At 54.1% G+C, this 25399-nt stretch carries 23 protein-coding genes; 10 read left to right on the top strand and 13 right to left on the bottom strand.

The window, feature by feature from the left end:
* Window positions 1–27 precede the first annotated feature (27 nt).
* Window positions 28–1551, top strand: a complete 1524-nt coding sequence (locus tag PHACT_RS03980; RefSeq protein WP_083264326.1) for a glucan biosynthesis protein — start codon at window positions 28–30, stop codon at window positions 1549–1551.
* Window positions 1552–1780: 229 nt separating this feature from the next.
* Window positions 1781–3253 carry a sodium:solute symporter family protein gene (locus PHACT_RS03985; RefSeq protein WP_083264327.1) on the top strand — a complete coding sequence of 491 codons (1473 nt, stop codon included), beginning with the start codon at window positions 1781–1783 and terminating at the stop codon, window positions 3251–3253.
* Window positions 3254–3298: 45 nt separating this feature from the next.
* On the opposite strand, the gene PHACT_RS03990 is transcribed toward PHACT_RS03985, so the two are convergent.
* Complete coding sequence (locus PHACT_RS03990; RefSeq protein ID WP_070116024.1) at window positions 3299–4861, bottom strand: histidine kinase N-terminal 7TM domain-containing diguanylate cyclase; 1563 nt, start codon at window positions 4859–4861, stop codon at window positions 3299–3301.
* 321 nt (window positions 4862–5182) lie between these two features.
* Between PHACT_RS03990 and PHACT_RS03995 the strand changes: the two genes are divergently transcribed.
* Window positions 5183–5437 carry a hypothetical protein gene (locus tag PHACT_RS03995; protein WP_070116025.1) on the top strand — a complete coding sequence of 85 codons (255 nt, stop codon included), beginning with the start codon at window positions 5183–5185 and terminating at the stop codon, window positions 5435–5437.
* The gene (locus PHACT_RS04000; protein ID WP_245730563.1) at window positions 5434–6372 is read left to right on the top strand and encodes a DUF1853 family protein; all 939 of its coding nucleotides are present in this window, start codon (window positions 5434–5436) and stop codon (window positions 6370–6372) included. The genes PHACT_RS03995 and PHACT_RS04000 overlap by 4 nt, the downstream gene beginning before the upstream one ends.
* 3 nt (window positions 6373–6375) lie before the next feature.
* Here PHACT_RS04000 and PHACT_RS04005 read toward each other — a convergent pair whose 3' ends face one another.
* The gene (locus tag PHACT_RS04005) at window positions 6376–7320 is read right to left on the bottom strand and encodes a DUF5715 family protein (RefSeq protein WP_083264328.1); all 945 of its coding nucleotides are present in this window, start codon (window positions 7318–7320) and stop codon (window positions 6376–6378) included.
* 332 nt (window positions 7321–7652) lie between these two features.
* On the opposite strand from PHACT_RS04005, the gene PHACT_RS04010 reads away from it, so the two are divergent.
* On the top strand, window positions 7653–8006 hold the full coding sequence (locus PHACT_RS04010; RefSeq protein WP_070116027.1) for a DUF454 family protein: 354 nt from the start codon (window positions 7653–7655) through the stop codon (window positions 8004–8006).
* 12 nt (window positions 8007–8018) lie between these two features.
* Here the strand turns inward: PHACT_RS04010 and PHACT_RS04015 are convergent, their stop codons facing one another.
* Both PHACT_RS04015 and PHACT_RS04020 read right to left on the bottom strand, forming a co-directional pair.
* Window positions 8019–8402, bottom strand: coding sequence for a hypothetical protein (locus PHACT_RS04015; RefSeq protein WP_139141433.1), 384 nt, complete (start codon window positions 8400–8402; stop codon window positions 8019–8021).
* A gap of 7 nt (window positions 8403–8409) precedes the next feature.
* Entirely contained in the window at window positions 8410–9549 is a 1140-nt protein-coding gene (locus PHACT_RS04020; RefSeq protein ID WP_245730572.1) for an AI-2E family transporter, read from the bottom strand.
* A 151-nt stretch (window positions 9550–9700) separates the two neighbouring features.
* Here PHACT_RS04020 and PHACT_RS16305 point away from each other — a divergent pair, with 151 nt between their 5' ends.
* Window positions 9701–9850, top strand: a complete 150-nt coding sequence (locus tag PHACT_RS16305) for a hypothetical protein (RefSeq protein WP_169819386.1) — start codon at window positions 9701–9703, stop codon at window positions 9848–9850.
* Window positions 9851–9907: 57 nt separating this feature from the next.
* Here PHACT_RS16305 and PHACT_RS04030 read toward each other — a convergent pair whose 3' ends face one another.
* The 6 genes from PHACT_RS04030 to PHACT_RS04055 form a co-directional block, all read right to left on the bottom strand.
* Entirely contained in the window at window positions 9908–10339 is a 432-nt protein-coding gene (locus PHACT_RS04030) for a hypothetical protein (RefSeq protein ID WP_070116030.1), read from the bottom strand.
* 10 nt (window positions 10340–10349) lie between these two features.
* Entirely contained in the window at window positions 10350–10640 is a 291-nt protein-coding gene (locus tag PHACT_RS04035) for a hypothetical protein (RefSeq protein WP_070116031.1), read from the bottom strand.
* 137 nt (window positions 10641–10777) lie between these two features.
* The gene (locus PHACT_RS04040; RefSeq protein ID WP_083264330.1) at window positions 10778–11413 is read right to left on the bottom strand and encodes an exopolysaccharide biosynthesis protein; all 636 of its coding nucleotides are present in this window, start codon (window positions 11411–11413) and stop codon (window positions 10778–10780) included.
* A gap of 61 nt (window positions 11414–11474) precedes the next feature.
* Complete coding sequence (locus PHACT_RS04045; protein ID WP_070116032.1) at window positions 11475–11939, bottom strand: tetratricopeptide repeat protein; 465 nt, start codon at window positions 11937–11939, stop codon at window positions 11475–11477.
* Entirely contained in the window at window positions 11936–14266 is a 2331-nt protein-coding gene (gene mrcB / locus PHACT_RS04050) for a penicillin-binding protein 1B (protein WP_070116033.1), read from the bottom strand. The genes PHACT_RS04045 and mrcB overlap by 4 nt, the downstream gene beginning before the upstream one ends.
* A gap of 55 nt (window positions 14267–14321) precedes the next feature.
* Window positions 14322–16796, bottom strand: coding sequence for an ATP-binding protein (locus PHACT_RS04055; RefSeq protein WP_070116034.1), 2475 nt, complete (start codon window positions 16794–16796; stop codon window positions 14322–14324).
* Window positions 16797–16923: 127 nt separating this feature from the next.
* Here PHACT_RS04055 and PHACT_RS04060 point away from each other — a divergent pair, with 127 nt between their 5' ends.
* On the top strand, window positions 16924–17169 hold the full coding sequence (locus PHACT_RS04060; protein WP_317622242.1) for a DUF3820 family protein: 246 nt from the start codon (window positions 16924–16926) through the stop codon (window positions 17167–17169).
* Window positions 17170–17240: 71 nt separating this feature from the next.
* Here PHACT_RS04060 and PHACT_RS04065 read toward each other — a convergent pair whose 3' ends face one another.
* Window positions 17241–19442 carry a putative bifunctional diguanylate cyclase/phosphodiesterase gene (locus PHACT_RS04065; RefSeq protein ID WP_245730574.1) on the bottom strand — a complete coding sequence of 734 codons (2202 nt, stop codon included), beginning with the start codon at window positions 19440–19442 and terminating at the stop codon, window positions 17241–17243.
* Between the two features lies 1 nt (window position 19443).
* Entirely contained in the window at window positions 19444–21558 is a 2115-nt protein-coding gene (locus PHACT_RS04070) for an HDOD domain-containing protein (protein ID WP_070116035.1), read from the bottom strand.
* Window positions 21559–21821: 263 nt separating this feature from the next.
* Between PHACT_RS04070 and PHACT_RS04075 the strand changes: the two genes are divergently transcribed.
* The 3 genes from PHACT_RS04075 to PHACT_RS04085 are packed head-to-tail and all read left to right on the top strand — an operon-like array spanning window position 21822 to window position 24174.
* Window positions 21822–23252: a MinD/ParA family protein gene (locus tag PHACT_RS04075; RefSeq protein WP_083264331.1), complete on the top strand. Its 1431-nt coding sequence runs from the start codon at window positions 21822–21824 to the stop codon at window positions 23250–23252.
* The gene (locus tag PHACT_RS04080) at window positions 23249–23509 is read left to right on the top strand and encodes a hypothetical protein (protein WP_070116037.1); all 261 of its coding nucleotides are present in this window, start codon (window positions 23249–23251) and stop codon (window positions 23507–23509) included. Before PHACT_RS04075 ends, PHACT_RS04080 begins: the two co-directional genes overlap by 4 nt.
* Window positions 23506–24174 carry a GNAT family N-acetyltransferase gene (locus PHACT_RS04085; RefSeq protein WP_070116038.1) on the top strand — a complete coding sequence of 223 codons (669 nt, stop codon included), beginning with the start codon at window positions 23506–23508 and terminating at the stop codon, window positions 24172–24174. Before PHACT_RS04080 ends, PHACT_RS04085 begins: the two co-directional genes overlap by 4 nt.
* Here PHACT_RS04085 and PHACT_RS04090 read toward each other — a convergent pair.
* Window positions 24159–25370 carry a GGDEF domain-containing protein gene (locus tag PHACT_RS04090; protein ID WP_070116039.1) on the bottom strand — a complete coding sequence of 404 codons (1212 nt, stop codon included), beginning with the start codon at window positions 25368–25370 and terminating at the stop codon, window positions 24159–24161. The two genes, PHACT_RS04085 and PHACT_RS04090, sit on opposite strands and share 16 nt — an antisense overlap.
* Window positions 25371–25399 lie beyond the last annotated feature (29 nt).

Raw genomic sequence — 25399 nt, forward strand, 5'->3', positions numbered from 1 at the left:
ACACATCCTTTTTCTGAGGTTGCAGTCATGACACCCCGCAACGTTCTGTTTGGCCCTGTGATTTTCTGCACCACGCTAGTGGGAGCCTCAGCCTGGGCAGCAGAGACTATCGCTGGATCAGGGCAGGAAATGAATCTTGAGCGTCTGACCGAACATGCATTGATGCTGGCACAGTCGCCTTACAACGCTGACGCCAGAGAGGTGCCAGACTTTCTCAATGAACTGGGATACGACCAGTACCGTGATCTGCAATACCGACTTGAGCAGACGCTCTGGCATGATCAGGGCCTCCCCTTTGAGTTGAGTTTTTTTCATCCCGGCTACCTGTATCGCAAGAGTGTCGCCATGAATGTCATCGATACGGATGACCGCTCGAGCCCTTTACCGTTCTCGACCGATCTGTTTGACTATGGACCGCAATCACCCCTGATTGATCAGATCCCGGATGACATTGGCTTTTCCGGTTTCAAGATCTGGCAGCGCACTGATAATCAGCAGCTGCAACGCATTGGCCTGTTTCAGGGCGCCAGTTATCTGCGGGCAGTTTCGTCATTCAATGAATACGGTCTGTCAGCTCGCGGACTGGCGATCAACACAACCAGCCCGGCGCCGGAAGAGTTTCCTGATTTCACAGAATTCTGGTTGCAGCAACCCAGGCTCGGAGACCAGGAGTTCGTGTTTCTGGGATTGGCGGAAGGCCCCAGTGTAGTGGCTGCCTATCGTTTTGTACTGCACCCTGGCACACCGGTGCGTTTACAGGTGGAAGGTCGACTGGTACTGCGACAGCCGGTCGAGGAGCTGGGTCTGGCGCCATTCTCCAGTATGTTCTGGTATGGCGAAAACTCAGCACACCGGCCAGCCGATTTTCGGCCCGAGGTACACGATTCCGACGGCCTGTTTATTGAAACACAACAGGAATCGTTCTGGCGTCCATTGAGCAACCCGACGCGCACACGCACTGACAGTCTGCCGGGTGACGATCTGAAGGCTTACGGGCTGGTCCAGCGCGATCGAAACTTTGAGCATTACCAGGACATAGAGGCGCGCTATCATCTACGCCCGGATGCCTGGATTGTCCCCGGAAAAGGTATGCAAGAAGGTACACTGCGGTTACTCGAAATCGAAACACCGCATGAGTACGCGGACAATATCGCACTGGTATGGGTTCCGGCTCAGACACCGGTTCCGGGTGAAGTCTTCAATTACAGCTATGATCTGTATTTTGGCGAACGAAGTGAATCAGCAATCGCCATGGTTGCCGCGACCCGCTATGGGGAAAGCCTGAGAGGTGACGGTTCAATAGAGTTTGTTGTCGATTTCGAGGGTGGCCCGCTGACCGGATTGAGTGAAGATTCCGAGCTGGAGATAAAAAGCGACATCGATGGCGGCGACTTCATCTGGCAGAATATCCGCAAAAACCCTTTCAATGACACCTGGCGCTTAAACCTCAGGGTAATGCCACACGACAACATTGAAAGTATACGGCTGAGTGCTCACCTGAAACAGGCTGATCAGCGCCTGAGCACGACGTGGCGTTACTGGTGGCAATAACCTGTCACAGACAACGTGAGCTTACTATGCTGCCGCGTGGGCACCCGTGATCGAAAATAATGGTTAACAACTGTTCGGTGTGTCTATACAATCCCTGCGCGTTACCTACTGAAAGCGGGACAGTCCGTCACTGCCTGCGTCCACAGAACAATGGACCGAAACTCAGTACCAATGCTAACTAGACGTTTTTACGTCAAAAAATTAATAGAACAAGGAAATTCCGGGGGGAATGCCAATGAATCTGGCTGGCGTCACAATTATCGTCTATCTGACACTGATCGCACTGGTAAGTGTGTATCTGACCAGGCGCAACAAGAGCTCTGCTGACTGGGCCATTGGTGGTGGTGGCATGGGCCTGTGGCTGATTGCTGCCGGTATTGCAGGCACCCGGATTGGCGGTGCCGGTACCTACGGCGTGGCCGGTGATACCATGAACACTGGTGTCTGGAATATGTGGTACGGCGTCAATTCCTTCCTGGCGCTGGCACTGGTGGGGCTGTTGTTCGCGGTACCGTATCGTCGCCTGCGTCTGACCACGATCAGTGAACTGTTCGTCAAACGCCATAACAGCTCTCGCAATGGCTGGCTGACCAGCCTGTGTGTGCAAACCGAATACCTGATCATCAATATTCTGGAGCCTCTGCTGGTAGGCATCATCATCAGTGCGGTGTTTGGCATAAACCGCGAACTGGCGATCATGCTGGGCGCAGTCATTATCATCATGTCGACAACCTTTTCCGGTCTGCGCGGCGCCTCTGCCACCAACGTGATTCACGTTCTGGTGGTCATGTTCGGACTGGGTGCGGTCGCCATCATCGCGGGTAACGAACTCGGTGGGATTAGCGGTATCAGGGAGAAAGTGGATGTCGCACTGTTGAGTTCGGATATTGAACCCGCCAGCTGGTGGAGCTTTATTGGCCTGGGCTGGTTCCCGATCATTGCCATGTTCTTCTCTGCGGTCATCCACACGCCCGCCGCGTCAGTCTATGTCAACTATTCCAGTTCAGCACGCAGCGAAAACCTGCTGGTCCCGGCATTTCTGATTGCCGGCGTGCTCGCGGCCATCATGCCGTTCCTGGCATCAATCATTGGTATGGAAGCAGTCGCGCGCTACGGCACTGAAAGCGGCATCAGCAGCTATGCCACCATCACCCAGATTGCTACCGATACCGGCCCCATTATTGGTGGTATCGCCATCGCCGCGGTTTTGGCAGCACTGATTTCGTCCGGTGGGCCTATCCTGCTGTCCAGCGCCACATTGTTTGTTAATGACTGGATTCCCGGCTCAGCCGACTTTGAGCCCAAACGAAAGCTGAAGACCTACCGCATTACCAGTGTAATCTACGGCTTGTTTGCAGGCGTGCTCGCGTGCCTGTTGCCCATTACCTCTGTTCTGCAGTTGCTGTTGCTGGGCTTCGCCATGGTTGTGCCACCGGCGCTGGCCATCGGTTTTATATTCTATTGGCGTAAAACCACAGAACAGGGCGTATTCTGGGGCATTGCACTGGGTTATGGGTTGGGTCTGCTGGCCTGGGCAGTGAATACTTTTTTCCTGCATCTGGAGAACGATGTCGCGGCTTACTTCACCACGCTGGTGCCGCTGGTTGTGATTCCCGTGGTGTCACTGCTGACACAAACGCCGGAGAATCAGGGCGCCAAGTGCGACAGTTTTTATCAGCAGCTGAAAACACCCTTGGCCTGATCGCTAAGAGCCGGGGGAGCCCAGCGCTGCTCCGGCCTGTTTGGCTCAGGATGTGAACCTTAACACCGTATCTCCCTGAGCCATGCTGACGCCATTGCGCCCTGTTTTCTTGGTCTCATACATGGCGCGATCAGCGCGTGCAATCAGACTGTCCTGGCTCTTGTCACGCGCCTCTTTACTGGCAACCCCGACACTGATCGTGACCGCAAAAATATTTCCGCCGGGGTCGGTATATTCAAGCACAGACAACGCCCTGTGTACCTTAATGGCCACTTCCACGGCCTTTTCAAGATCAGTTTCCGGCAGTAACAGGGCAAACTCCTCGCCTCCATGTCGTGCAGGCACATCTTCAGGACGGGTTATTTCGCTCAACCTGGACGAAGCCTTCTTTAGCACTTCATCACCCACCTGATGTCCATAGGTATCATTAACGCGCTTGAAGTGATCGAAATCAAACAGGATGATGGACAGCGGACGCTGGTAACGATTCGCCCGTGACCACTCAGTTGTCAGTACTTCGTAAAGACGACGTCTGTTCGCCAGTTGCGTCAGTTCATCGGTATTGGCAATTGTCTGTAGCTGCTCATTGAGCGCGCGCATCTCTACTTCCGCTGCAATCAGTTTTTGCTGGGCAACTCGCTCCTGCGTTACGTCACGCAGCAGAATGACGCGGCCAGTCCTGGCATCATCCTTAGTTGTCAGGTCGGACACCCTGACGTCCAGACAACGCCCATCTGCCAGGATAATATCGGCATGACCCTGACTGTCCGATCTCAATTTGTCTGCCAGCTCACCCGGCAGTGGTTTGCCGATACCAGCCTGCCAGACATCCAGGATTTTGCTCGCCACCGGATTAAAATCCACAATATTTCCAGCATTGTCGATGACGACCAGACCGTCACTGATATTGTCCACAGTCAGACGGCGTGCAACTGGTACCGTCGAAAACAACCGTCTGCGGGAAGCAATCAGCATGACGGCGGCAGCAATCACAAAACCAATGGGGGTTGGGTCAATGGGCAGGTATCTGCTGCCGAGGACAAACGGCAGGTTTATTGCCAACACCAGGGTCGGCGCCACCAACACAGTCAATAATCGCCATCGATACAGTGGCGCCAACCCTATCCGAACAGCGACAAGGACTGTGCCAGCCAACACCATGGTGTAGGAAAAGGCAGTATTGGCTCTGAACCAGGGCCCATAATCAATCAGCAAACCTGGCCCGCTGGCAGACAGGTCAAAATCACTCCATAACAAGCCGTGCAATTCATTGCTGAACGCAACCGCAATCGTCAGCACCGGCACCAACCACAATAATGGATACCAGCGTGACAAAAAGGCAGAATAACCGCAGTATGACAGGGCGGTAGATAGCCATAACACTGGCACTGATGCGATGCCAAGGTATTGCATCTGAGAAGTCAGATATCGGTACTCAATGTTGTGCCACAACAACCCTGCCCATTGCATGGCGCACCACCAGGCCATGGCAGCGCCCAGTGCCACCACGTAAGGACCTGTCGGCGCCGGAATCCGCTTGACGGCGTAAAACGACATATATACTGACAAAACCGTTCCCAACAAGGACGGTATGGTCCAAAAAAGCATATGAAAAACCCTGACCCAATGCGTACTGGCTGCAAATTATTCGCAAAACCGGGGCAAGCATACCGCGCGACTCTGATCACGGCAAACTTAACGCCTGCTGCGACCTTATCCCGCTTGAACGGCTACAGGGTAAACAGACTTGACCGGATTCAGTGTAAACAGGCTTGACCGGATTCAGTGTAAACAAGCTTGACCGGCTTCAGTGTAAACAGGCTTGACCGGCTTCAGTGTAAACAGGCTTGACCGGCTTCAGTGTAAACAGGCTTGACCGGCTTCAGTGTAAACAGTACGCTAAATCAGTAATCTGACGTGGAAACCGCGATGACCGATTCAACCATGCAAATTGGCCTGGGTGGCATGCAGAGTGCGTACCAGGCTATGACTCAGGCCGCTACCAGCGTGATTCGCGCCAGCAGCCAGACTCATGACGCAGGCGCCGACATCAATACGGCTGTCTCCGGGCTCGCACAACCGCTGCTTGACCTGCGCATGAACCAGACCCTGTTTGACGCTTCTGCCAATGTGGTAACCACCTCCGATGCAATGATCGGCTCACTGCTGGACGTCACTGCTTGAAGCAAGCCGACATCGAGCTCAACACCCGGTTTATTGCCAGTCTGCAGACACCCTCAGTGCGCCACCTGGCCTGGTTGTGTCACTCGCCGCAACTCATCAACGACACGCTCAGCTTCAGGCCGTCTGAATACCTGCCGCACAATCTGACCGGAACTCTCAGGGACTGGGACAGCGACGCTGCAAATGCGCCGGAGGTCTTGTCGGCGCCCCCACACTACCGACTGGGGCTCTACGTCGAGCAACTATATGAGTGTCTGTTACGCGATATCCTGGGCTGGGACGTCATTGCCAGAAACCTTCCGATCAGATCAGCGGGCATCACTCTGGGCGAACTCGATTTTGTTGTTCAAAACCCTGTCACCGGCAACAATGAACATCACGAAATTGCCATCAAATTTTATTTGGGATATGTGGCACCTAAAAAAGCAGACAGAGCGCCGGATAATCTGAATGTCCGCTGGTATGGCCCCAATGCGCGCGACCGGCTCGATATAAAGTCGCAGCGAATGTTGCAGGCACAGAGCCAGCGCTGCCAGCTTCCGGAAACCATCGAAACGCTATCTGCGCTGGATATTAGAACACCGCCGATCAGCCGTATTTTCATGCCCGGCTACCTGTTTTATCCCGTCGACCGGCGCCTGACAGCTCCGTCGTCGGCGGATCCTGAACATGCCCGGGGCCAATGGTTAACCCTGGCGCAGGCGCGGCAACAAACAGACCTGGCCAATTGGGTGGTGCTGCGCAAACCTCACTGGATTGCTCCCTGGGTTCAGCGCGGAGCGCCTGACAAGAACGAATTGAAGTCGGCTTTAGAGGAAATTGAAACAACAACTACGCCGAGATTGTTCGCGCTACTGTCTCAGGACCGGGAGAGCAATTTGTGGCAGGAAGCGGAACGTTTTTTTGTTGTACCAGAAAGCTGGCCTGAACGCTGACCTTTACGACCCGTCCAGCACCACACGCAGAGTCTGGCCAATTCTCAACAGATCCCCGGCCAGATCATTCTGGCTGCGCAATACATCGACACTGGTTTCATATCGACTGGCGATTCGCCACAGGGTTTCGCCGCGCTGCACCTTATGTGTCACTTCGCGAACAACGGGTGCCGACGATGCACTGGCAATACCTGAGGACGACGAGCCGGTGTCGCCAGGAACAGTCAGTCGCTGACCAATATGAATCAGATCGCTACGCAACCCGTTGGCTGCCCGCAGCTGCGCTACACTGGTGTTCATCCGCGCTGCGACGGCGGTCAGCGTGTCGCCTCGTCGAACGGTATATTCACGACTCTGGCCCGTCATTGTCGCCAGGTAATTTGTATAAGTTTCGGGAAATACCGCGACATGATAATGCGGCGGTCTTCGCTCGCGGGTCACATCAAGGACGTAGCTTGCTTCCAATGACATCAGCGTGCTTTCAAGCCAGGCGCGGCAACGTCCGTTTGACGGAATACGCAGATCCACGGCCATGCCGGCAGGATGCACAGAATCGTCGGACGCATTGGCCGGCTGACGGGCGATCGGCCGTGTCAGGCTGGTTACCGTAAGCTTCTCGCCACAGGCATTAAAATACTGTGCGCTCAGGCGCTGAATAAGGGTTCTGACCGGGGGCCGGGCATAAGGGTAAGATACGTTGTGCAATACCATGGTGCGGCTCGGATCAACCCGAACGAGCTCGCCATTATTGACCAGCTCAGCGACCTGACTGGAGGTCTGCACAAACGTATAGCCATGCGTTACAGCATGCTGATTCTGTTGATTCATAGACTCACGCGAGCCACGCATGGTCTGTGCCTGTGCTGTGCTGGTCGCGACTATCAGGAGAACTGCTACTAGTGCTGGTGTCAGGTTCCGCATACCGTCTGCCCCACTGGATTTCGTCATTATTGTTCAATCTCTGCGGCATTCTCACGTTAATTATCCGCTTTGTCCAGCACCAACATGATTTTATTAACAAATAATTTGACAGCCAGTATCCAACTGTTGTTATTGCCGACATTGACTTAGAGCGCGTCCAAAATGCCACATTTTGGTTTGTACCGCCATCAGCCCACCCAAACAAAATAATATTTTGCTTAATTATCACCATCTTAACTGTTGGCACAAACCCTGCTTCAGTTATTGACAGCAAGCCGACGCGAATGTCGCAAACCGCTTGCGACCAGAACAGTGTTATTACGGCCTGACGGTCACATTGAACCCTGAGGAGCGTGCTTGTGCATTTACCAACACCCAAATTTAGCCCACTGCCCCTGTATGCCAAGGTCATCGCCCTGATAGTGATTATCGGCTTCGTGACCATAGGCATCATAGGGCTGATTCTGCCCATCATACCGGGGCTGTTGTTTCTGTTTCTGGCAGTGCTCCTGTTGACGCGGATTTCGCGTCGGGCATTTGCCTACGCGCACAGTAAACCCTGGTTTCGCAAACAGCTATACACCTGGCGGGCAAGCGCCGGCCTGTCATGGGGACAGCGTGCCCGTTTGTCATTCTGGGTGGCCGTCAAGGCCGTGGTGCAGGGAGTAGGCACCGGTGCCAGTGCTGTGTACCGGGGATTTCGTCGGCGATAGCCGGGATTACGTTCACAGCAAAGCCGGACGTATCCGAACCAGCACGGCACCACGATTTTCTTCCGTGAAATCAAGAACGGTGCCTTTGCTACGCAGAAAAAAAAGTTCCGCCAGCACCGCATCCCTGATCAGGCCGCCACCGACGACCAATCGCAGGTACTCAGCATGGCTGAATTGCCAGCTGCTGTTTAACGCGTTACTAAATTTGTCCAGGGCCTGGGACACGGTCTCACGCTGATGGGCGATATCGACCGTCACTGTAGAGCCATCACTTTGGCTCCATAATGGACTGTCGCATTTGCTGCAGACAGGTTCCGGGTGCCGGTCCACAATGTCCCCGGGGATTTGCGTGCTGATCATGCCGCACCAAAGGCATTCGCGGGTCTTTGCAGTCACAAAAAAATCACGCCCGTGTTTCGATGATTTTGATCCAGTGGCCAGGAACATTAAGTTGGCTGGCGGCCAGTTTGATACAAACCAGTAGTGGCACCGCCAGCAAAACGCCAACAACACCCCATAACCAGGCCCAGATAATAAGCCAGATCATCAGGACCAGCGGGTTAAGGCGCATGTGCTTACCCAGTATAGTGGGGGTCACAAACTGTGCTTCGATACCATTTATGACAAAATAGACCAGCGCCGGCACCATGGCAAACAGGACAAAACCGTATTGCGCCAGCCCTGCCAAGGCCAGCAGACTGAGACCAATAAACATGCCAACGTACGGAGCAAAATTCAGCAACCCCACCAGGACGCCCCACAACAACGCATCCTCTACACCAATCAACCAGAACGCGATGGCAGTGCTCAGCCCCAGCAGCGAGTTAATGACGCTCACCGTCAGTATGTAGCGGGACAGCTCTATCTCAATGGTGTCTATAAGCCCGTGCGCGCCAGATTTATTTGTTACCTGAGGCAGGTACACAATGGCAGAATCAAACAGGCGTGCGCCAAAGACCAACAGGAAAATGGTCAAGGTCAGACACGTGACCAATTGCGCCAGAAAAATTGGTGTCGCTGCCAGCATATACACCATAATTTCAACGCCGCCTTGAGTGATTCGCTCAGTCACCGCGTTATTTTCATCCACCATCTCTTCGTCATCGTCGTCACCACCACCAAAGAGTCGGGAGAAAAACGCGCGCGATGGATCCTCCTGCTCTTCCTCAGGTGAGACATTCCAGGTCGAGGTCATGGAATCAATCTGTTGTGTAAACGTAGCCGACAATTCGGGTAATCGCTGCGCCCATTTTTGTATGGGTTCAGCCAACTCCATGCCCAGCACCGTGAACGGTACCGCCATACTGCACAACAGTACAACCGCAGAGAGGGCACGAGGTATATGGTAGCGGTGAAAAAAATTAACCGCTGGAATCAGCAGCAGCGTCAACAACAACGCAACAACAATCGGCACCAACAGGGTTTTGGCGAAATACAGCGTGTACAGCAAGGCCAGCGTCAACAGTCCCTGTAACATCCGTGTCATCAGAGTGACCGGCAGTGTGCGTTTTGTGTTCTCTTCCAGACCAGTTTCCTGTTTCATCCCTGCGGCACTCAAGTCATGCGATTGTGAATTGAGCTGCCAACGTAGCTGGCTGCCCGTTTACCAGACTGCTTGCCTGGCGCCTCACCGTAAGTGACAACAAGTCTTTCACGGCGATTTAATAAAATGTGCCACCAGTGGTTGTAAGCGCATGGCCGCAAACCCGGTTGATATCAAGCCAGACAGTGAAGTGCGTGCTGATATGCTGCCGGCGATACAACCGGCAACAAAACCGCCCAAAGGCACAAGCCATCCACGGTTTCGCCGGTATGTGCTGCTCGGACGCAACCCCAGACGCTGACAGCGAAGCTGTTCCAGCTCGACTTTCAGAGCGGCCTTTCTGACCCTGAGCAAAGCTTTATGACGGCCCATGTTTGACGTCCTTGATGATCTCGTCCAGATATCGCCTGGTCATGGGTAGCGTGAGGCTGCGGCGATACTTTCTGAATAAAAACACCATGTACAGCGCCGCCCCGACCTGCATGACCAGAAATGCGAAAAACCCCAGGCCAGGCATGCCACTTAAGCTGTATGCCAACCAGGATAAAAAAACTGACAGACCAAGCCAGACAAATATAATAATAGGTAAGAACAACAATGCCAGCAGTAAAAGTCTGCGCAGATCGCCACCGGCAAGCCGGATTTCAGCGGTCGCCAAAACCGTCAAGGCGCCACCCAACGCACCCAGCTGCCGCAACCAGGCCAGCCAGGCGTTTAGCTCATCCTCGACTTCACTGCCGCCCGCCGCAGCGTCATTCAACTCCAGCGGTTCGCGATGTTCGTCGCTCATTGTGCCCGCTTCAGTTTCTGGAGAACAGTTTCGACAGCACGTACCCACCCAGGAACGCAATCGCCAGCGCCTGTGCGGGTTTGTCTTTGGCATATTCGATTGCCGTGCTCGTCAGGTCATCCGCTTTTTCTTTGCCTTTGACCAGCTGGTCGAGGGCTTCGGCCTTGACGTCGAGGCCAGCTATTTCTGCGGCGTGACGAAAATGTTCTTTCGCTTCAAGCAGCTTGTCCAGCGCCTCGCGGGCTGACTCTTTGCTCGCCTCAAGCTCTGCTTCCGATCCCTGTTTCTTTGCAGTCGCCATAACCTGTCTCCTTTTTACGGTGAGTATTGCAGTATTGCACTCGTTCCGATTCCTATACTAAAGAAACTCATCTGGACTGGCAAATCTCTGACGCGACAGTGTTACAGCCTCTTCGCCTGATTCCGGGCGTTGATGTCTCAGAAAAGGTTGGTCACGATGATGGCGATCAGACCTCCGGTCAGGCAATACCCCAGCAGGGCAAGAAACCCATCACGGGTAATCAATGCCAGCCCGAAGAATGTCCAGATCAACGCCGCACCATTGGCACTGAACGGAATAAACTCCATCGCCGGAGTCATTAACGCGGTAATCGCACATGCCAGCGCCACAGCAAATCTTGACACCCCCATAACCAGCACGGTCAAGCGCGGTTTCAATAATCTGTCAATGAAGCGTGCAGGCTTTGTCAGCGCAGACACTGCTTTTGACATTTTTTCCGACGACACTGAGCGTGCCAGCAACCACTGCGGCAACCAGAAATGTTCCGCTTTAAAGGCCAACTGCCCGACAGTCAGCAATACAATTAATCCCATCATGGTAGGGACGCCCGGCACATCACCCACGATCGGTGCCAGCGTCACCAGACCCGCCAATAGCACCACGGGCCCGAACGAGCGCCTGCCAATCGTCGAAAACACATCGTCCAGCGACACCCTTTTTACATCCGCAGCGGTGTCATTCAGCAGATCGAGCATCGCCTCCAGATTGTTTGGCTGGTCATCACCATCGCCTGAATCAGGTTTGGCGTCATGCTGTTCGTGATTCGCGCTCATAACAACCTCCATTGTTTTGTCATCCCGGATGGGAAGAGCGGCTGGCGACTATGCAGCAACCTTACTGATTATCCAGTCGCGTGAGCAAATCATTAACCTGTTGCTGGAGTGTTGCGTCCCCGGCCGCGTAGCTTAGCGCCCTTCTTGCCAGCCCGCGGGCATCCGCGTAGCGTTGTTGCTGGTAACGAATATTGGCCAGACGGTACCAGATTACGGCGTCTCTTGGACTGATTCTCAGTGCCCGCTCACTGACCGCAGCAGCCCGTTCGAAATCGCCTGCCGCCATGGCGGCATCAACCGATGCCAGCAGCGTCGACGATGCCGTTGCCGGCACTGATTGCCGGGAAGCTGGCACGGGTGACTGTTCGGGCACAGATTCCGGCCGGGGCGGCCCCACCAGCACCGGCGTTCCCGGTCTGGCGGGCTCACTGCGCTCGACAGGAGCAGGCGACTCATTCACGGGAATATAACTGGCACAGGCCGATAACAGACTTAACAGAACCGGCATCAGGATTCGCAACATCATGGACTTAAACTCCGAAATCTATCAATGACCCGATCCAGCAGCGTCCCGTTTTGCAGGCATTCGGTGACCGCAGCGGGCAACTGCCCTTCACGGAAAGGCAACAACCTGGTGGCCTGACAATCCTCTGTGGTTGGACTGAGGGATGCCCGAATCGGTACTTCCTCCCATACGATAGCATCGGGAGCTCGCGTTTGTCTGGGCTGTATTGCCAATTGCTGCATGACGGCTGCCCACACTCTAAGCGCACCTGTGGCTCCGGTCAGCCCCGTGTTTCTGTTGTCATCATAACCAAGCCAGACAACGCCGGTCAGATCGTCACCGTAGCCGGCAAACCAGCTATCACGATAGTCATTGGTGGTGCCGGTTTTACCCGCCAATGGCAGATTGTCCGCGAGCGTCTCAGCTGCACTGCGTGCGGTGCCTCGCACAAATACATCCTGCAACGCCTGTTCAAGCAAAAAAACCGAGGCCGGATCAGCGACCTGCTTGGTTTCAAAACCATATCGTTGCAGCCTCTCACCTTCGCCCGTTGTCACCGCTTCAACGGATCTCAGTGGAGAATAGAATCCGCTACTGGCCAGCGTCTGGTAAAACCGGGCTACTTCAAGAGGAGCCATGTCTACCGCACCAAGCAATACCGACAGGTATTCAGGCACCGGCCGCGAATGCCCCAGGTCATCCAGCATGTTGATTACAGTATCAATACCAATTCTGGTACCCAGGTCGACCGTCGCCAGATTCAATGAGCGAGCCAGTGCGTCATGAAAATAGACATCCCCCGCCGTCTGGTCATCAAAATTACCTGGCGACCAGCGCTGCCCGTCTTCTGTCACTAACTCAACAGGGCGATCTGACAGTACCGTCGCCAACGTGTCGTCACCTGACTCCAGCGCTGCAAGGTAGATGGCCGGTTTAATCAGAGAACCGATCGGTCGCACGGCGTTCAGTGCCCGATTGAAACCGACGGCACCGGGGCGGCGGGATCCGGCCAAGGCCCTGATTTCGCCGGTATTGCTGTCGCTGATAACCATCGCAGCCTGTAAGGGAGTACCATCATCGGCGACCATTTCAACCGCCGCCACGGCTGGCTCCAGTGCCGTATCCATGGTCTGTTGTACACGTAGATCGAGGGTTGTGAAAATACGCAGGCCTTCGGAGCGCAGTGCATCGGCATCATAATCTCTGGCCAGATCTGAGCGCACCAGCTCCATAAACGCGGGGTAGGCCCGATTGCGACGCGCCGGCCTGAGGCTGGTACTCAGCTGGGCCGAACTTGCGCTGTCATACTCGGCCTCGGAAATATAACCCTGCGCGGCCATATTCCTCAGCACAGTGTTGCGCCGGTTGAGTGCCCGCTCCGGATTGCGCCTTGGATTGTAGAACGAGGCCCCTCTTGGAAGTCCCGCCAGCAATGCCAGTTCAGCCAACGACAGCTCGGTCAGAGAGCGGGAAAAGTAGTATTGTGCTGCCAGGGTAAAACCATGAATGGCACGGCTGCCGTCCTGTCCCAGAAAAACCTCATTCAGATACGCTGCCAGAATTTCGTCCTTGCTGAAGTGCAGTTCCAGCGCCAGCGCCATGAACGCTTCTTCGACTTTACGCCGTAAGGTTCGGTCCTGAGTCAGATAGAGATTCTTGACCAGTTGCTGGGTCAACGTACTGCCGCCCTGAACCACTTCACCACGACGCAGGTTGACCCAAAAGGCCCGCAGAATACCTTTGGGATCCACGCCCCAGTGTTGATAAAAACGCTGATCCTCGACCGCGATGATGGCATTTATCAACGCTTCGGGGACCTGATCGAGAGAAACCGGCAGGCGGTCCTCGCCGGTGGCTGGGTTAATCTGGGTAATTTCAACGGGTTCCAGCCTCACCAGAGGCAGGCTTCTGGTCGTGACATCGCCGTTCCCGGCTATTGCATCGGCGCTCACACTGACAACCTGGTCATCGCCAAACTCAATCGTCGCAAATACACTGGGCTCAGTGCCATCCCAGAATTGAAAGCCCCGGGTCTGTACTTGCAATTGCCCGCCTTGCAGCCTGAATTCTCCAGAACCGGCGACCGCATCGACCTGCCGGTAACCCAGTTGTTGCAGATAGTCATTGACCACGGCAGCGTTGAGGGGCGCTCCTGTATATAACTCGGCAGGCCGGGCGTAAATGCGCGCCGGCAATGCCCATTGCAGTGCGGCGAAATCGCGGCGCACCTGATAATCGATCCACACCAGCCAGGCAACCAGGATGGCAAGACCCAGCCCCAGACTCCATATCAGCCGGCGACGCCAGACGGGTGGTTGTCTTTCCTGCTTTACTTCATCCTCAGTCATAGCGATGCATTATGACACTTTCCGACAAGCCCCCGCCATGACTGCGATGTGGCATTCAGCTATCGAGGATTTCCCGAATTTTCTGGGCCAGATCAGCCGTACGGAAAGGTTTGCTTAACAGGTTGACGCCCGGGTCCAGTCTGCCATGGTGCACAATCGCGTTCTCGGCGTATCCGGACATAAACAACACTTTCAGTTGCGGGTCGATCTCAACAGCGCCGGCAGCCACCTCTCTCCCCGACAACCCACCCGCAAGCACGACATCTGTCAGCAGCAGTGCATATGGCTGCGACCTGTCTTCGGCCAGGCGCAAAGCTTCAAGGGCCTGGGCGCCGTCAGCAAAGTCACTGACCTCATAACCCAGCTTTTGCAGACCAGACACCGCAAAGCGCCGCACCAGGTCATCATCTTCGACCAGCAGAATGCGTCCAGTGCCGCCACTGGCATCAACCCTGTCAGGCCCTGCCTGGTACTGGCTATCATTGTCACCGTCGACTCGGGGCAGGTAGAGTCTCACCGTTGTTCCTTCACCGGATTCACTGTAAATGTTGACATGCCCGCCAGTCTGATGAGCAAACCCGTAAACCATCGCCAACCCGAGCCCGGAACCCTTACCCTCGTCTTTGGTGGTGAAAAAGGGATCAAACGCCTGCGCCGCAATCTCTGCCGTCATGCCGCAGCCGGTGTCCGATACGGCAATAGTAATGAAGTCTCCGGCCGTTACGCCCTGCTCATCGGCATATTCCTGTGACACAGATGCGTTATTGGTCTCGATGGTGAGTTTGCCGCCCTCGGGCATGGCATCACGGGCATTAATAGCCAGGTTTAGAATGGCGTTCTGCAGCTCATACGGATCAACAATGGCGGGCCACAGATCGTGCCCACATGCCAATTCTATACTGATGTCTTCGCCGACTGTGCGGGCCAATAAATGTTTTGCTTCCTGCACCAGCGCGTTAATATCAGTCTGTTGCGGATTAAGCGGCTGGCGACGGGCAAAAGCCAGCAGCCGGTGTGTCAGCTCTGCTGCTCGCTCGCCAGCGATGCGGATGACGTCTGCCTGCCCACGGACATTCTCGGGGGCCGATTCAAGATGGGTACTCAATAAATCGATATTGCCCAGAATGACCGTCAGGAGGTTATTAAAATCATGCGCTATTCCGCCAGTAAGCTGACCAATCGCGTCCATTTTTTGAGCATGATGCAAACGTTCTTCCATTTCTTTCTGGCGCGTCACATCCTGCAGGTAGACTGTCATGCCTTCCTCATGCGGGTATGCGTTAATAACAAACCATTTTTGCAGAGGCCGGTAGTAACGCTCCATAGAGACAGACTCGCCTTTGCCCCTGGCCTCGCGATAGCTTTCGTAAAAACCGGTTTCAGTCAGCTCCGGGAATTCCTCTGTTATTTTCTTGCCCATCAATTCGGCTGCCGGTCGCTCCAGAACGCGTTCCGCCTCGGGATTCAGGAAGGCAAACCGCCATTCCCTATCCAGTGAAAAGACAGCATCGGAAATTGCTGAAAAGACCGTCTCAACCTCAGCCTTGGCAGCACTGACAAAGGCCTGTGCACGCTGTTGTGTGCGCAGGGTCTGTTCGGCAAAGTGCTGCTGACGCTGCGCCAGCACAATCGTGGCAGCCGAGGTGCCGGTAAACGTCAGCATTATCAACAGGCCAATACTGATTTTGGACAACAGCCGCCCTTGCCACTCCAACAGCGCCTCGGCCTCAGTAGTATTCGCATAAGCAATCAGCGAACGATTCCAGGCATACCGAAATGCAGACAGACGCGGCATGCCATCACTCGTGGCAAGGTCGGTCACTCGCCCACCATCGTCAGAACCCTGAACGTCCGGAAATTGCGAATTTTGGGAATAATCCTGCCCCATCAAGGTCTCATCGAACGGGCTGCGTGCTATCACCCTGCCTTCCGATGACAGCAGTCCCAGGGCACTGCGCTCGTCGCCCCGCAGGGCATCATAAAAGTCGCCGAAATAATCCAGTGACATGGAGGCGGCAGCCACACCGGCAAAGCTGCCATCTGCAGCTGTAATACGACGACTGACATTGATTACCCATTGGTTTTCGGCAAACCCGACTGTTCCCAGTCTGGGCGTGGCTATATACATGCCTTCGTGACGTCCGTCGCGCTGGGCTGTGAATTCCGAATACTGCGAAAGGTCGACCGGCATTGGGTCAGGCGTGCGCGAGGTCGCGAGTAACGTTCCGTTGCGATCCAGTACGTAAAAAGCATAGGTATTGGCTGCAGCAGCCTGGCGACTGACCACAGCCGTGTTCAGCGCCTGCAGATCAGACATATTGTCACTGCCAGTCTGCTCAACTACTGTCAGCCCCAGGTCCAGCGCCATCAGAGTTTGCTGGGCATGCTCGGCCAGGGCTGCCGTCGCGTTCTCCAGTTGGCGATAATTGGCCTCAATCACCTGGGCCCGATCTATCAGGATACTGCGAGTGATTATGATGACAAGAACCAATGCAACCAGAACATTAGCGAGGAGAAATACCTTTTTCATCCAGACTCCAATCGAATTTTTCTGCTTTTTGGCATGTCTTCAAGACAATCTAGCATGAATACCGGGATTTCCGAAGCGGCCGGAATTTGCTAGGCTGTAGGCTCGCAAACCTGACCCGGAAGCCAACGTGGATGCCCCGCCGCAACTGCCTGATGAAACACTCGACCAAGCTATCAACCAGATTATGCCTTTTGGCAAATATAGGGGGCAGAAACTGATCAATCTGCCTGAACCCTATCTTGTGTGGTTTCACCGGCAGGGGTTTCCGGACAGTAAGCTGGGGCGCCAGCTCGCGCTAATGTACGAGATCAAACTCAACGGACTGGAAGGAATGTTACAAGGTGCCGGCAGTCAGGACCCGGGCCACTACTGATCATTACCGAGTATTTCTCTGCACTCAACTCACTCTGGCCAGACGATTCTCATCAATAAATTCTGACCGGTTCAGTCAGCACTGGTTACGCTCCCGGTCAGACGCTGGCTGTATGGGTAACGCACCATCACATCACTGAGCGTTGTCGCTTCCCCAAACAAATAACCTTGAACAATATTGCAGCCCAGTGAGCGCAGATAGTTGAACTGAAACATATGTTCAACACCTTCCGCGACAATGTTCATTTTCAAGCCTTGAGCCATCGACACGATGGCGCTGACGATGCAGGCTTCTTCTGATTCACTGTGCAGCTTCTGCACAAAACTGCGATCAATTTTTAATGTATTGATGGGAAATTTGTGCAAATAACTCAGTGATGAAAAACCGGTGCCAAAATCATCAATGGCCAGATTGATGCCGGAATTCGTCAACTGCAATAATTTATCGACAATATCCCGTCTGTCATTCAATAACAGTCCTTCCGTAATCTCGAGCTGCAGCTTACTCGGCGGGAACGCTGTTGCCTGTAATGTGTCAAAAATATGCTGTACAAAATCATCACGCTCAACCATCACCGGCGACAGGTTAATCGACAAACTGAGTTCCGGGTGTCCTTTCTGATGCAGAGCCCCCACATGCAGGCATGCTTCGCGCATGGTCTGGCGGTCAATCTCTACGATGAGGCGACTGTCTTCGGCAATGGGGATAAATTCGGCTGGTGACAGACGACCGTAACGTGGGTGGTTCCAGCGAATCAACGCTTCAACACCATACAAATTTGTATTTAAGGTATCTACCAGCGGCTGATAACAGATCTCCAGCTCATTATTCTGCAACGCTTTGCGCAGATCCTGCTCCAGAGAGTGACGTCGGGTAACACTGCCGTTCATTTCCGCGTTAAACAGAATGGAGCCATTCTTGCCGCTGCTCTTGATGCGATACATGGCGATATCAGCGTTCTTGATAAGCGCCTCAATGTCCTCACCGGCATCGGGGTAAACGGCGATGCCGATACTCGCGCCTATATAGATCTCATGACCGGCAATCTCGAAGGGAGTCTTGATTGATTCCAGCATTTTCTCAGCGACCTGCAAGGCCGTGCTTTCATTTTTTATATTGGGCAGCAACAGAGTAAATTCATCACCACCAAATCGGGACAGGGTATCACCCTTGCGCACGCAGGACAGTAGACGCTGACTGACAGACTGCAATAGCCGGTCACCCATGGTGTGCCCCAGTGAATCATTGATCACCTTGAACCGATCCAGATCGATAAACATGACCGCCAGCTTTTCCTGACTGCGCTGGGCATGAGTAATCGCCACGCTCAGGCGATCCTTGAATAATGAGCGGTTTGGCAATCGGGTCAGAATGTCATGATATGCCTGGAAATTAATAAATTCCTCAGCTTCTATCTGATCACTGATATCTCGGGCGGTACCATAAATCTCATAGCGATTACCGGCTTCTGCTTCCAGCACATCGCCCACGTCAATTTTTGACATGGTCAGTTCAAAATGTCGCTTTCTTGTTTCGCTGGCATTTCCGGACTGGCTATTCAGCGCCATATTAATGGTACGCTCACTGCTGCTCGCCGAATGCGTTCGCTCAAAAAAATATCTGGCTTTTTCCTGATCTTCGGTATCAACAATATGAGTAATATGCTCGCCCAGCAAGTCACTGCGTCGATACCCAAGAACACTCTCAACTTTACTGTTGATAAAACTGAACCGGCCATCCTGATCAAGAATAAAGATGATGTCAGGTGAGTTATTAACCAGGAATCGATGCAGTCGCTCGGATTTTTTCATCCGACGCTGCATTTCATCATGGCTGTCTTCAAGACGTTTTTTACGTATTGCATTGCTGACGGTTGTCATTAATTCGTCAGCGACATAGGGTTTCTTGATATAGTCATGCGCGCCACGACGCAACGCTCGACTTACGTGATCAACGGCACTTTCACCACTGACCACGATGACCAACGCATTGACTTTGGACTCCTGAATAAACTGCAGCACCTGGTGCCCGTCAACATCCGGCATGGCGAGGTCGAGCAACACGATGTCGTACGTCGACGACCTAAGTCGGCTAATCGCCGCCTGCCCACCAAATACCAGATCGACAGCATAATGACGCAGGATCAGGAGTTCGCGCAGGCTTTCCGCCAGTCTCTGATCATCATCAACAACAAGAATGCGCCCCGCCTGCGACTTCTCAACGCCAACGACTTGATCACTGTGACCCTGTTCTGATTTCAATACCGCGCTCAACTCAATTCTCCCGCCTGCTGTCGCCACTGGGAACACGGACAACGGGGAACAACAACCGGAACCGGGCGCCCTTGTCGCTGCTGCTGCAGTCTATTTGAGCATTCATGGCATCCATCAATTTTTTGACCACACTCAGGCCGAGACCGGCATGCTCTTCGCCCTTGCTGGTGATGCCGGGCGTAAACAGTTTTGACATGACCTGTTCGGGCAGGCCTGCACCGGTATCTTCGATGTTGATCGCAAAATACGCACGTCCATTGAGCATCACACGCCCCTGAGACTGCACCGTCAGCTGGCCGCCGGAAGGCATTGCTTCGACAGCGTTTTTTATCAGGTTGGTTAACACCTGCTTTAACTCTGCCTTATTTAACAACACCGGCTCCAGAGACGGGTCAAGCTGCAGGATGACCTTGATATCCCGCGCAGCGCACATGGATTCACGAAAAATCCTGACCAGATCTTCCACGGTAGTATTAACGTCAACTGTCTCAGTTTCTGGCAACGCATCGGGTTTATTCAATCTGAGCAGGATTTTGCCGACTCGATCGATTTCTTCGTGCAGGATCGAAAATTCCTTGTTGGTATCTTTACTGTCTCCCAGCTTAAGCCGCAGAATTTCCAGGTAATTATTGATGACGCTGAGTGGGTTGCTGACTTCATGCACCGCTTCACTGATACGCACTGAATCGCTGCTTTCTGACGATTTACCCGAGTCTGTGTGGCCTGGCTCGGCATCAAAAAGCGTGGCAACCTGCTGCAACAGTGTTATCCACAAAGTTGTGTTCTTCTGATAATGCGCCAGTGTATCCGGATTCGCCCCGGCCACAACAACCCCACGCAGGGTTTTGCTTGCAAACGGCAGGCAGATCAACGCACGCTGCCGGCAATAACGCCGCAACTGATCATCCAGCACACTCGAACTGCTACTGCCGCGTGGCTCACTGGCAAGCACCTGCTGCGCCATAAAGCTGCGTTGCACCAGGCTCTCGTCAGCGTCCGCATTGAGTACAAAATCAGCGGTACCGTTCGTGCCGGTGACACCGCCCAGACTCGCTTCAAGCGTGCCTTGCGGCTCACGCAGAAAGAACACCACGTACTTCTCGAACCCGAAGCTCAGGTACAAAGCGCGCCCGATGGCGTCCTGCGCACCGTGGCCAGACTGGTCACTGCCACTGGCGCCAGGCATGGCCTGCCTAAGAGCCTGCATCTGAGTAATCTGGCCCAGCTTTTCGCCAAGTTCACGGTTGGCCCGCTGCCCCTGTTCCGGCTCCTCGTCGGACGTCATGCCCAAACCGCCCGCTACGCGCTGGACATCGGCGAAGATACGCGCATGCAATTCACGCATCAGGTCTTCATTGAAACCAAACAGGGCATTGGCGACTGCCAGCGTTTGCTCACTTAATTCCGTCTGCATACTCATCAGGCTACTGAGATTGACGATTTTGACCAGGTGATGGGCATGTTTTATCTGGCCACTTACTGCGTGGTGGTATCGCAGCGCATCCGCCATGAAGTTGTCCATCTGCCAGCTGTCCAGCAGCAGCGCGCCAAGATCGCAGTGTGTCGTACCCATCACCTGTTGCTCTGACTCCAGCAATTGCTGATCGTCCTCGCCCGCCGACACCAGCAGCGGCAGGTATTCACTGTCGTTTTCTGCCAGCAGGCAAAGCTGCCCGACATCCATTAACAGACCGCACAGGTACGCCTGCGATGTCGCGTTGTACCCGGTCAGCGTGGCAAAAGTCTGCGCACAATGCGCCGACACCAGAGAACGACGCCAAAACCGCGCCATGAACTGTTGGTGGTCTTTATCGAAATAACTGAAGTATTGTTTAACCGCAGCGGTAATAACGAGGGTCCGAACAGTATCAATCCCCAGACACATGAGCGCGCGATCGACAGAATCACAACCGTGCTGGCGGCGATAATAGCTGGAATTGGCAACGGCTATCAGTCTCGCTGACATGCCACTATCCTGGCGGATAATATTGGAAAGTTGCTGGAAATCGGCGGATTCCTGACTGACGGCGTCAAGTATTCGAACCAGTACCTGTGGCAGGCTGGGAAGCTTGTTTAGAGTCAGTTGGGTGGGTACTTGTTGTTTTTCCACCGTCATGGATTTAACCGTATCAACAGGCCCGGCGTTATTGCCAGAACCTTGCCCTGAACCTTCCAAAGTCGGATATCACTGCCCGGCTGACAAAGCCTGCGCCCGAGTATACTCAATCAAATGCTCGCTGACCACTGCAAGCCGGTCATTAATATAGAAATTCTTGTTGCACAGGGGTTCTTGCCGGATTATGCTTGGCCACTTGTGAAAACGCACTGCACAGAAAAGCCCAATAAATCAAAAAACACACCAGTCACCACGGGAAGCTGATGGCTACCGTCGATCTGCCTCTGGACAAGTCCGCTCCAAAAAGCCTGTCCCAGGCCCGCACCACTGCCCCCCATGTCATCGCAATTACCAGCGGCAAAGGCGGGGTCGGAAAATCCAGCATCTCAGTCAACCTGGGCATTGCCCTGTCACGCATGGGTCGCAAAGTTTGCCTGCTGGACGCCGACACGGGTCTGGCGAATATCAATATTCTGCTCGGGCTGACGCCAAAACTCAGTCTGGAACATGTGCTTTTTGGCCACAAACCCATCACTGAAGTCATGCTCGATGGCCCTCACGGTCTGAAAGTGATTCCGGGCGCCAATGGCATCGTCGAATGCGTCAAGTTGCAACCCAGACAACATATGCACCTGACCCGTCAACTGGCTGATATTGAGGGCGAATACGACTACCTGCTAGTCGATACCGCTGCCGGCATCGGCGATGATACGATGGATTTTGTGCGCGCGGCGCAACAAACCATCATTGTGGTAACGACGGAGCCAACATCGTTGACCGATGCCTTCTCCATGATCAAGTTGTTGCGACGGCGCGGCAAAAAAAGCCACTACCACGTCGTCGTGAACATGTGCAGCAGCACCAAACAGGCACGTGAGGTTTTTCATCGCTTTTCGGGCGCGGTGGAAAAATACATCGGCGTAAAACTGAACTACCTGGGATACATCTTGCAGGACGAGAGTCTACGCGCAGCGGTTACCATGCAGTCACCGGTGGCGCTTTTCCCGGAATCTGATCCATCGTGCAAGAACTTCTTTCGTCTGGGTCAAACGCTTGAAGATACGCTCAGCGACCTTGCGCCCAGGGCATCCTTCAGCGCGTACTGGCAAAGTCAGTATCGCCAGCAAAAACAGGCGCACATATCCAGTGCGGCAACTGTCCGCCGCGAGCAACCGAAGCGGCAAAAACGCGATGCCCTTGCCAGCAAGCCCAGATCGACTGATGTACGACAGGAGTCCCTGAGTAAATTGCGCACTCGTCTGTTGACACTGATAGCGCAGGGCGATCTGCCTGAATCGGCTTTCACCTCACTTATCAGTGAACTGAGCAGGGCCGTCGAACGGGTGTACCCCAACGCCACCAGGACTGTCACGTCGCCCGGCCCGACAAGCAGCGCGGAGCAAATAGACGGCCATGAGCCAGAAAACAGCCCTGAGCGCATGAAGAGCCCTGAGCACATAAACAGCCATGAGCGAATTGACAGCCCTGAGCAAATAAAGAGCGATGAGCTGACCACCACCGCGGGCAACGCGTCACTACCTCCAGATCAGGCCAATGCAAGCATCGTCGCTTTAAAACACCAGTTCAATGAGCACCGCTTTGGCTCACAACAGCAACTTCTGGCCAGACTACGTCAACACAGGGATACACCACTAACGCAGTTACTCGGTGTACTGGCGGAGAATTCGGCATGAGTAAAAATCCCTTTGTTGGCCTGCTCGCTATCGCGCTGGCGGGGATTGTCCTGTTTATCGCCTTGGCGCTGACATTTATTTACCTGACAGACCCTACCCGGGAAACCGTCTCAACCTCGCCACCGGAGAATGAGGTACGCCAGACCCGGGCGCCCGAACCGGCAACCAGCACAGCACCTGGCGCCCCCAGAGATAGCACTCCACCTCCGGTATTCTCTACAGACACCGAGGAACCTGACACAGGAAACACACCTTGAGCACTATACGAATACGCCAGACCCGACGTGAAGACATTCCTGCACTGATTGCACTGCAAACACGTATTTATCCTACTATCCCGCCATGGAACAAGCTCGACCTGATCACACAACTGGAAATGTTTCCGCAAGGGCAGATAGTGGCTGAGGATGATAGCGGACTGCTGGGATGCGCTAGCTCCATCATGGTGATGTGGGACGATTGGGCGGAGGAACATAACTGGTATGAGATTACTAGTGCCGGCACCTTCGACAATCACAACCCCGATGGCCGTACGCTTTACGGCGTTGAGGTGTTTGTTGACCCGGAATCGCAGGGTCAGGGGGTTGGACATCTGCTTTATGAGGGGCGCCGCCAGTTATGCCGGGCAATGAACCTGAAACGAATCATCGTCTGTGGTCGGCTGCCAGGTTACCAGCCTCACAAGAATGCAATGACCGCAGAATATTATGCTCGCAAAGTGATCTGGGGTGATGTTAATGATCCCGTGCTCAGTTTTCAGTTACATGAAGGGTTTAGCTACTGTGGCGTCATGCCGGAATATATCCCGGAAGACGTCGAGTCCTGTGGGTATGCTTCGCTGCTGGTGTGGCTCAATCCGGACTATGACGCCAACACGCCGACCGTGATTCGCGACGACATAGACTTTCAGCTCGGCGCTTGAAAGGCATGGCTAAATGACGGTTCTGCTGCAGTGGTTCTGGCTTTATCACGGTACATCAAGGTGTCAGCCCGGCTCAGCATGGCATCAGAGCTATCCCCGTCTTCGGGCCAGAATGCCACACCAATACTGACCACAATATCCATAGCGTGGCCGCGCACCTGCATCGGACCGTTAAGCTCATCTCTTAGCCGTTGCAGGAACTCATTGAATCTGACCCCAGGCTCACTATCTGGTGTCATTTCATCAGATTCGATACCGCGGGCAATCACCACAAACTCATCGCCGCCCAGGCGCCCTGCAAAGTCGGACCCACGAATTGCCCGTTCCAGACGTCGGGCAATGCCGGCCAACAACGCATCACCCGCACTGTGGCCATGCTTGTCATTGACCTGTTTAAACGCATTAATATCAATCAGCATGACTGCAAACGGCGCCTTGCTGCGACGACTTTCCATCAACGTTTTACCCAGATTCTCATCGATACATCGCCGATTCGGCAGTCCCGTCAACACATCTTCCCGGGCCAGTTGCATGACCTGCCGATTGGACCGGAAGTAACAGGCAACGCCCAGGCCGTAGGTCCAGCCCATGGTGAACACAATCAGGCCAAAGAAAAGCACCTGATTGGCGGGCACATACATGGGCCGGGTATCCACTTCAGGTGCCAGAAACGCATATTGCCACCGAATCACAAAAGCCATTCCCCCCAGTATTGCAGAGCAGGCGGCGAGGCTGTTCGCCTGCAGCTCATAACGATCAGACGTTTTCCAGCACAAGATGAGGCCAGCCATGCACATGCCGATTGCAGAGGCAGCATCATGAAACAACAGCCGCGCCTGAGGGTCGTCCTTATTCAACCAGGCGATCAGGACCAAAACCGGCATGGCCAGCAGCATCTGACGCCAGCGCCTGGACGAGTGATAACCACGAAACCGCAAACACCCTTCAATAGTAAACAACACCGCCGGCAAACTCATTGAGTTGCTCAGAAACGGACCCAGATTCCAGGGGGCATCCAACAGGGTAGCGAGAAAAACCACCCAGAATGCCATGGCAAAAAGGAAACCACCCAATGTCCAGTGCAGGACACCTGGCTGGGTCTGGTTGATTCGCCAAAAAATGAATAGCACCAGAACTGAAATAACAAACACCAGTGCCAGCGTAACGCTCAGGGTAATCGGGTCAAGAGTTATCATGTCAATATCGCGGCACGTTGCAAAAAGTT

The organism is Pseudohongiella acticola (assembly GCF_001758195.1).
GTDB lineage: Bacteria > Pseudomonadota > Gammaproteobacteria > Pseudomonadales > Pseudohongiellaceae > Pseudohongiella > Pseudohongiella acticola.

Excerpts from the sequence above, each read along its gene's own strand:
- PHACT_RS03980 (WP_083264326.1), top strand. The coding sequence starts at position 28 with ATGACACCCCGCAACGTTCTGTTTGGCCCTGTGATTTTCTGCACCACG.
- PHACT_RS03985 (WP_083264327.1), top strand. The coding sequence starts at position 1,781 with ATGCCAATGAATCTGGCTGGCGTCACAATTATCGTCTATCTGACACTG.
- PHACT_RS03990 (WP_070116024.1), bottom strand. The coding sequence starts at position 4,861 with ATGCTTTTTTGGACCATACCGTCCTTGTTGGGAACGGTTTTGTCAGTA.
- PHACT_RS03995 (WP_070116025.1), top strand. The coding sequence starts at position 5,183 with ATGACCGATTCAACCATGCAAATTGGCCTGGGTGGCATGCAGAGTGCG.
- PHACT_RS04005 (WP_083264328.1), bottom strand. The coding sequence starts at position 7,320 with ATGACGAAATCCAGTGGGGCAGACGGTATGCGGAACCTGACACCAGCA.
- PHACT_RS04020 (WP_245730572.1), bottom strand. The coding sequence starts at position 9,549 with ATGAAACAGGAAACTGGTCTGGAAGAGAACACAAAACGCACACTGCCG.
- PHACT_RS16305 (WP_169819386.1), top strand. The coding sequence starts at position 9,701 with ATGGCCGCAAACCCGGTTGATATCAAGCCAGACAGTGAAGTGCGTGCT.
- PHACT_RS04030 (WP_070116030.1), bottom strand. The coding sequence starts at position 10,339 with ATGAGCGACGAACATCGCGAACCGCTGGAGTTGAATGACGCTGCGGCG.
- PHACT_RS04035 (WP_070116031.1), bottom strand. The coding sequence starts at position 10,640 with ATGGCGACTGCAAAGAAACAGGGATCGGAAGCAGAGCTTGAGGCGAGC.
- PHACT_RS04040 (WP_083264330.1), bottom strand. The coding sequence starts at position 11,413 with ATGAGCGCGAATCACGAACAGCATGACGCCAAACCTGATTCAGGCGAT.
- PHACT_RS04045 (WP_070116032.1), bottom strand. The coding sequence starts at position 11,939 with ATGATGTTGCGAATCCTGATGCCGGTTCTGTTAAGTCTGTTATCGGCC.
- mrcB (WP_070116033.1), bottom strand. The coding sequence starts at position 14,266 with ATGACTGAGGATGAAGTAAAGCAGGAAAGACAACCACCCGTCTGGCGT.
- PHACT_RS04055 (WP_070116034.1), bottom strand. The coding sequence starts at position 16,796 with ATGAAAAAGGTATTTCTCCTCGCTAATGTTCTGGTTGCATTGGTTCTT.
- PHACT_RS04070 (WP_070116035.1), bottom strand. The coding sequence starts at position 21,558 with ATGACGGTGGAAAAACAACAAGTACCCACCCAACTGACTCTAAACAAG.
- PHACT_RS04075 (WP_083264331.1), top strand. The coding sequence starts at position 21,822 with ATGGCTACCGTCGATCTGCCTCTGGACAAGTCCGCTCCAAAAAGCCTG.
- PHACT_RS04080 (WP_070116037.1), top strand. The coding sequence starts at position 23,249 with ATGAGTAAAAATCCCTTTGTTGGCCTGCTCGCTATCGCGCTGGCGGGG.
- PHACT_RS04090 (WP_070116039.1), bottom strand. The coding sequence starts at position 25,370 with ATGATAACTCTTGACCCGATTACCCTGAGCGTTACGCTGGCACTGGTG.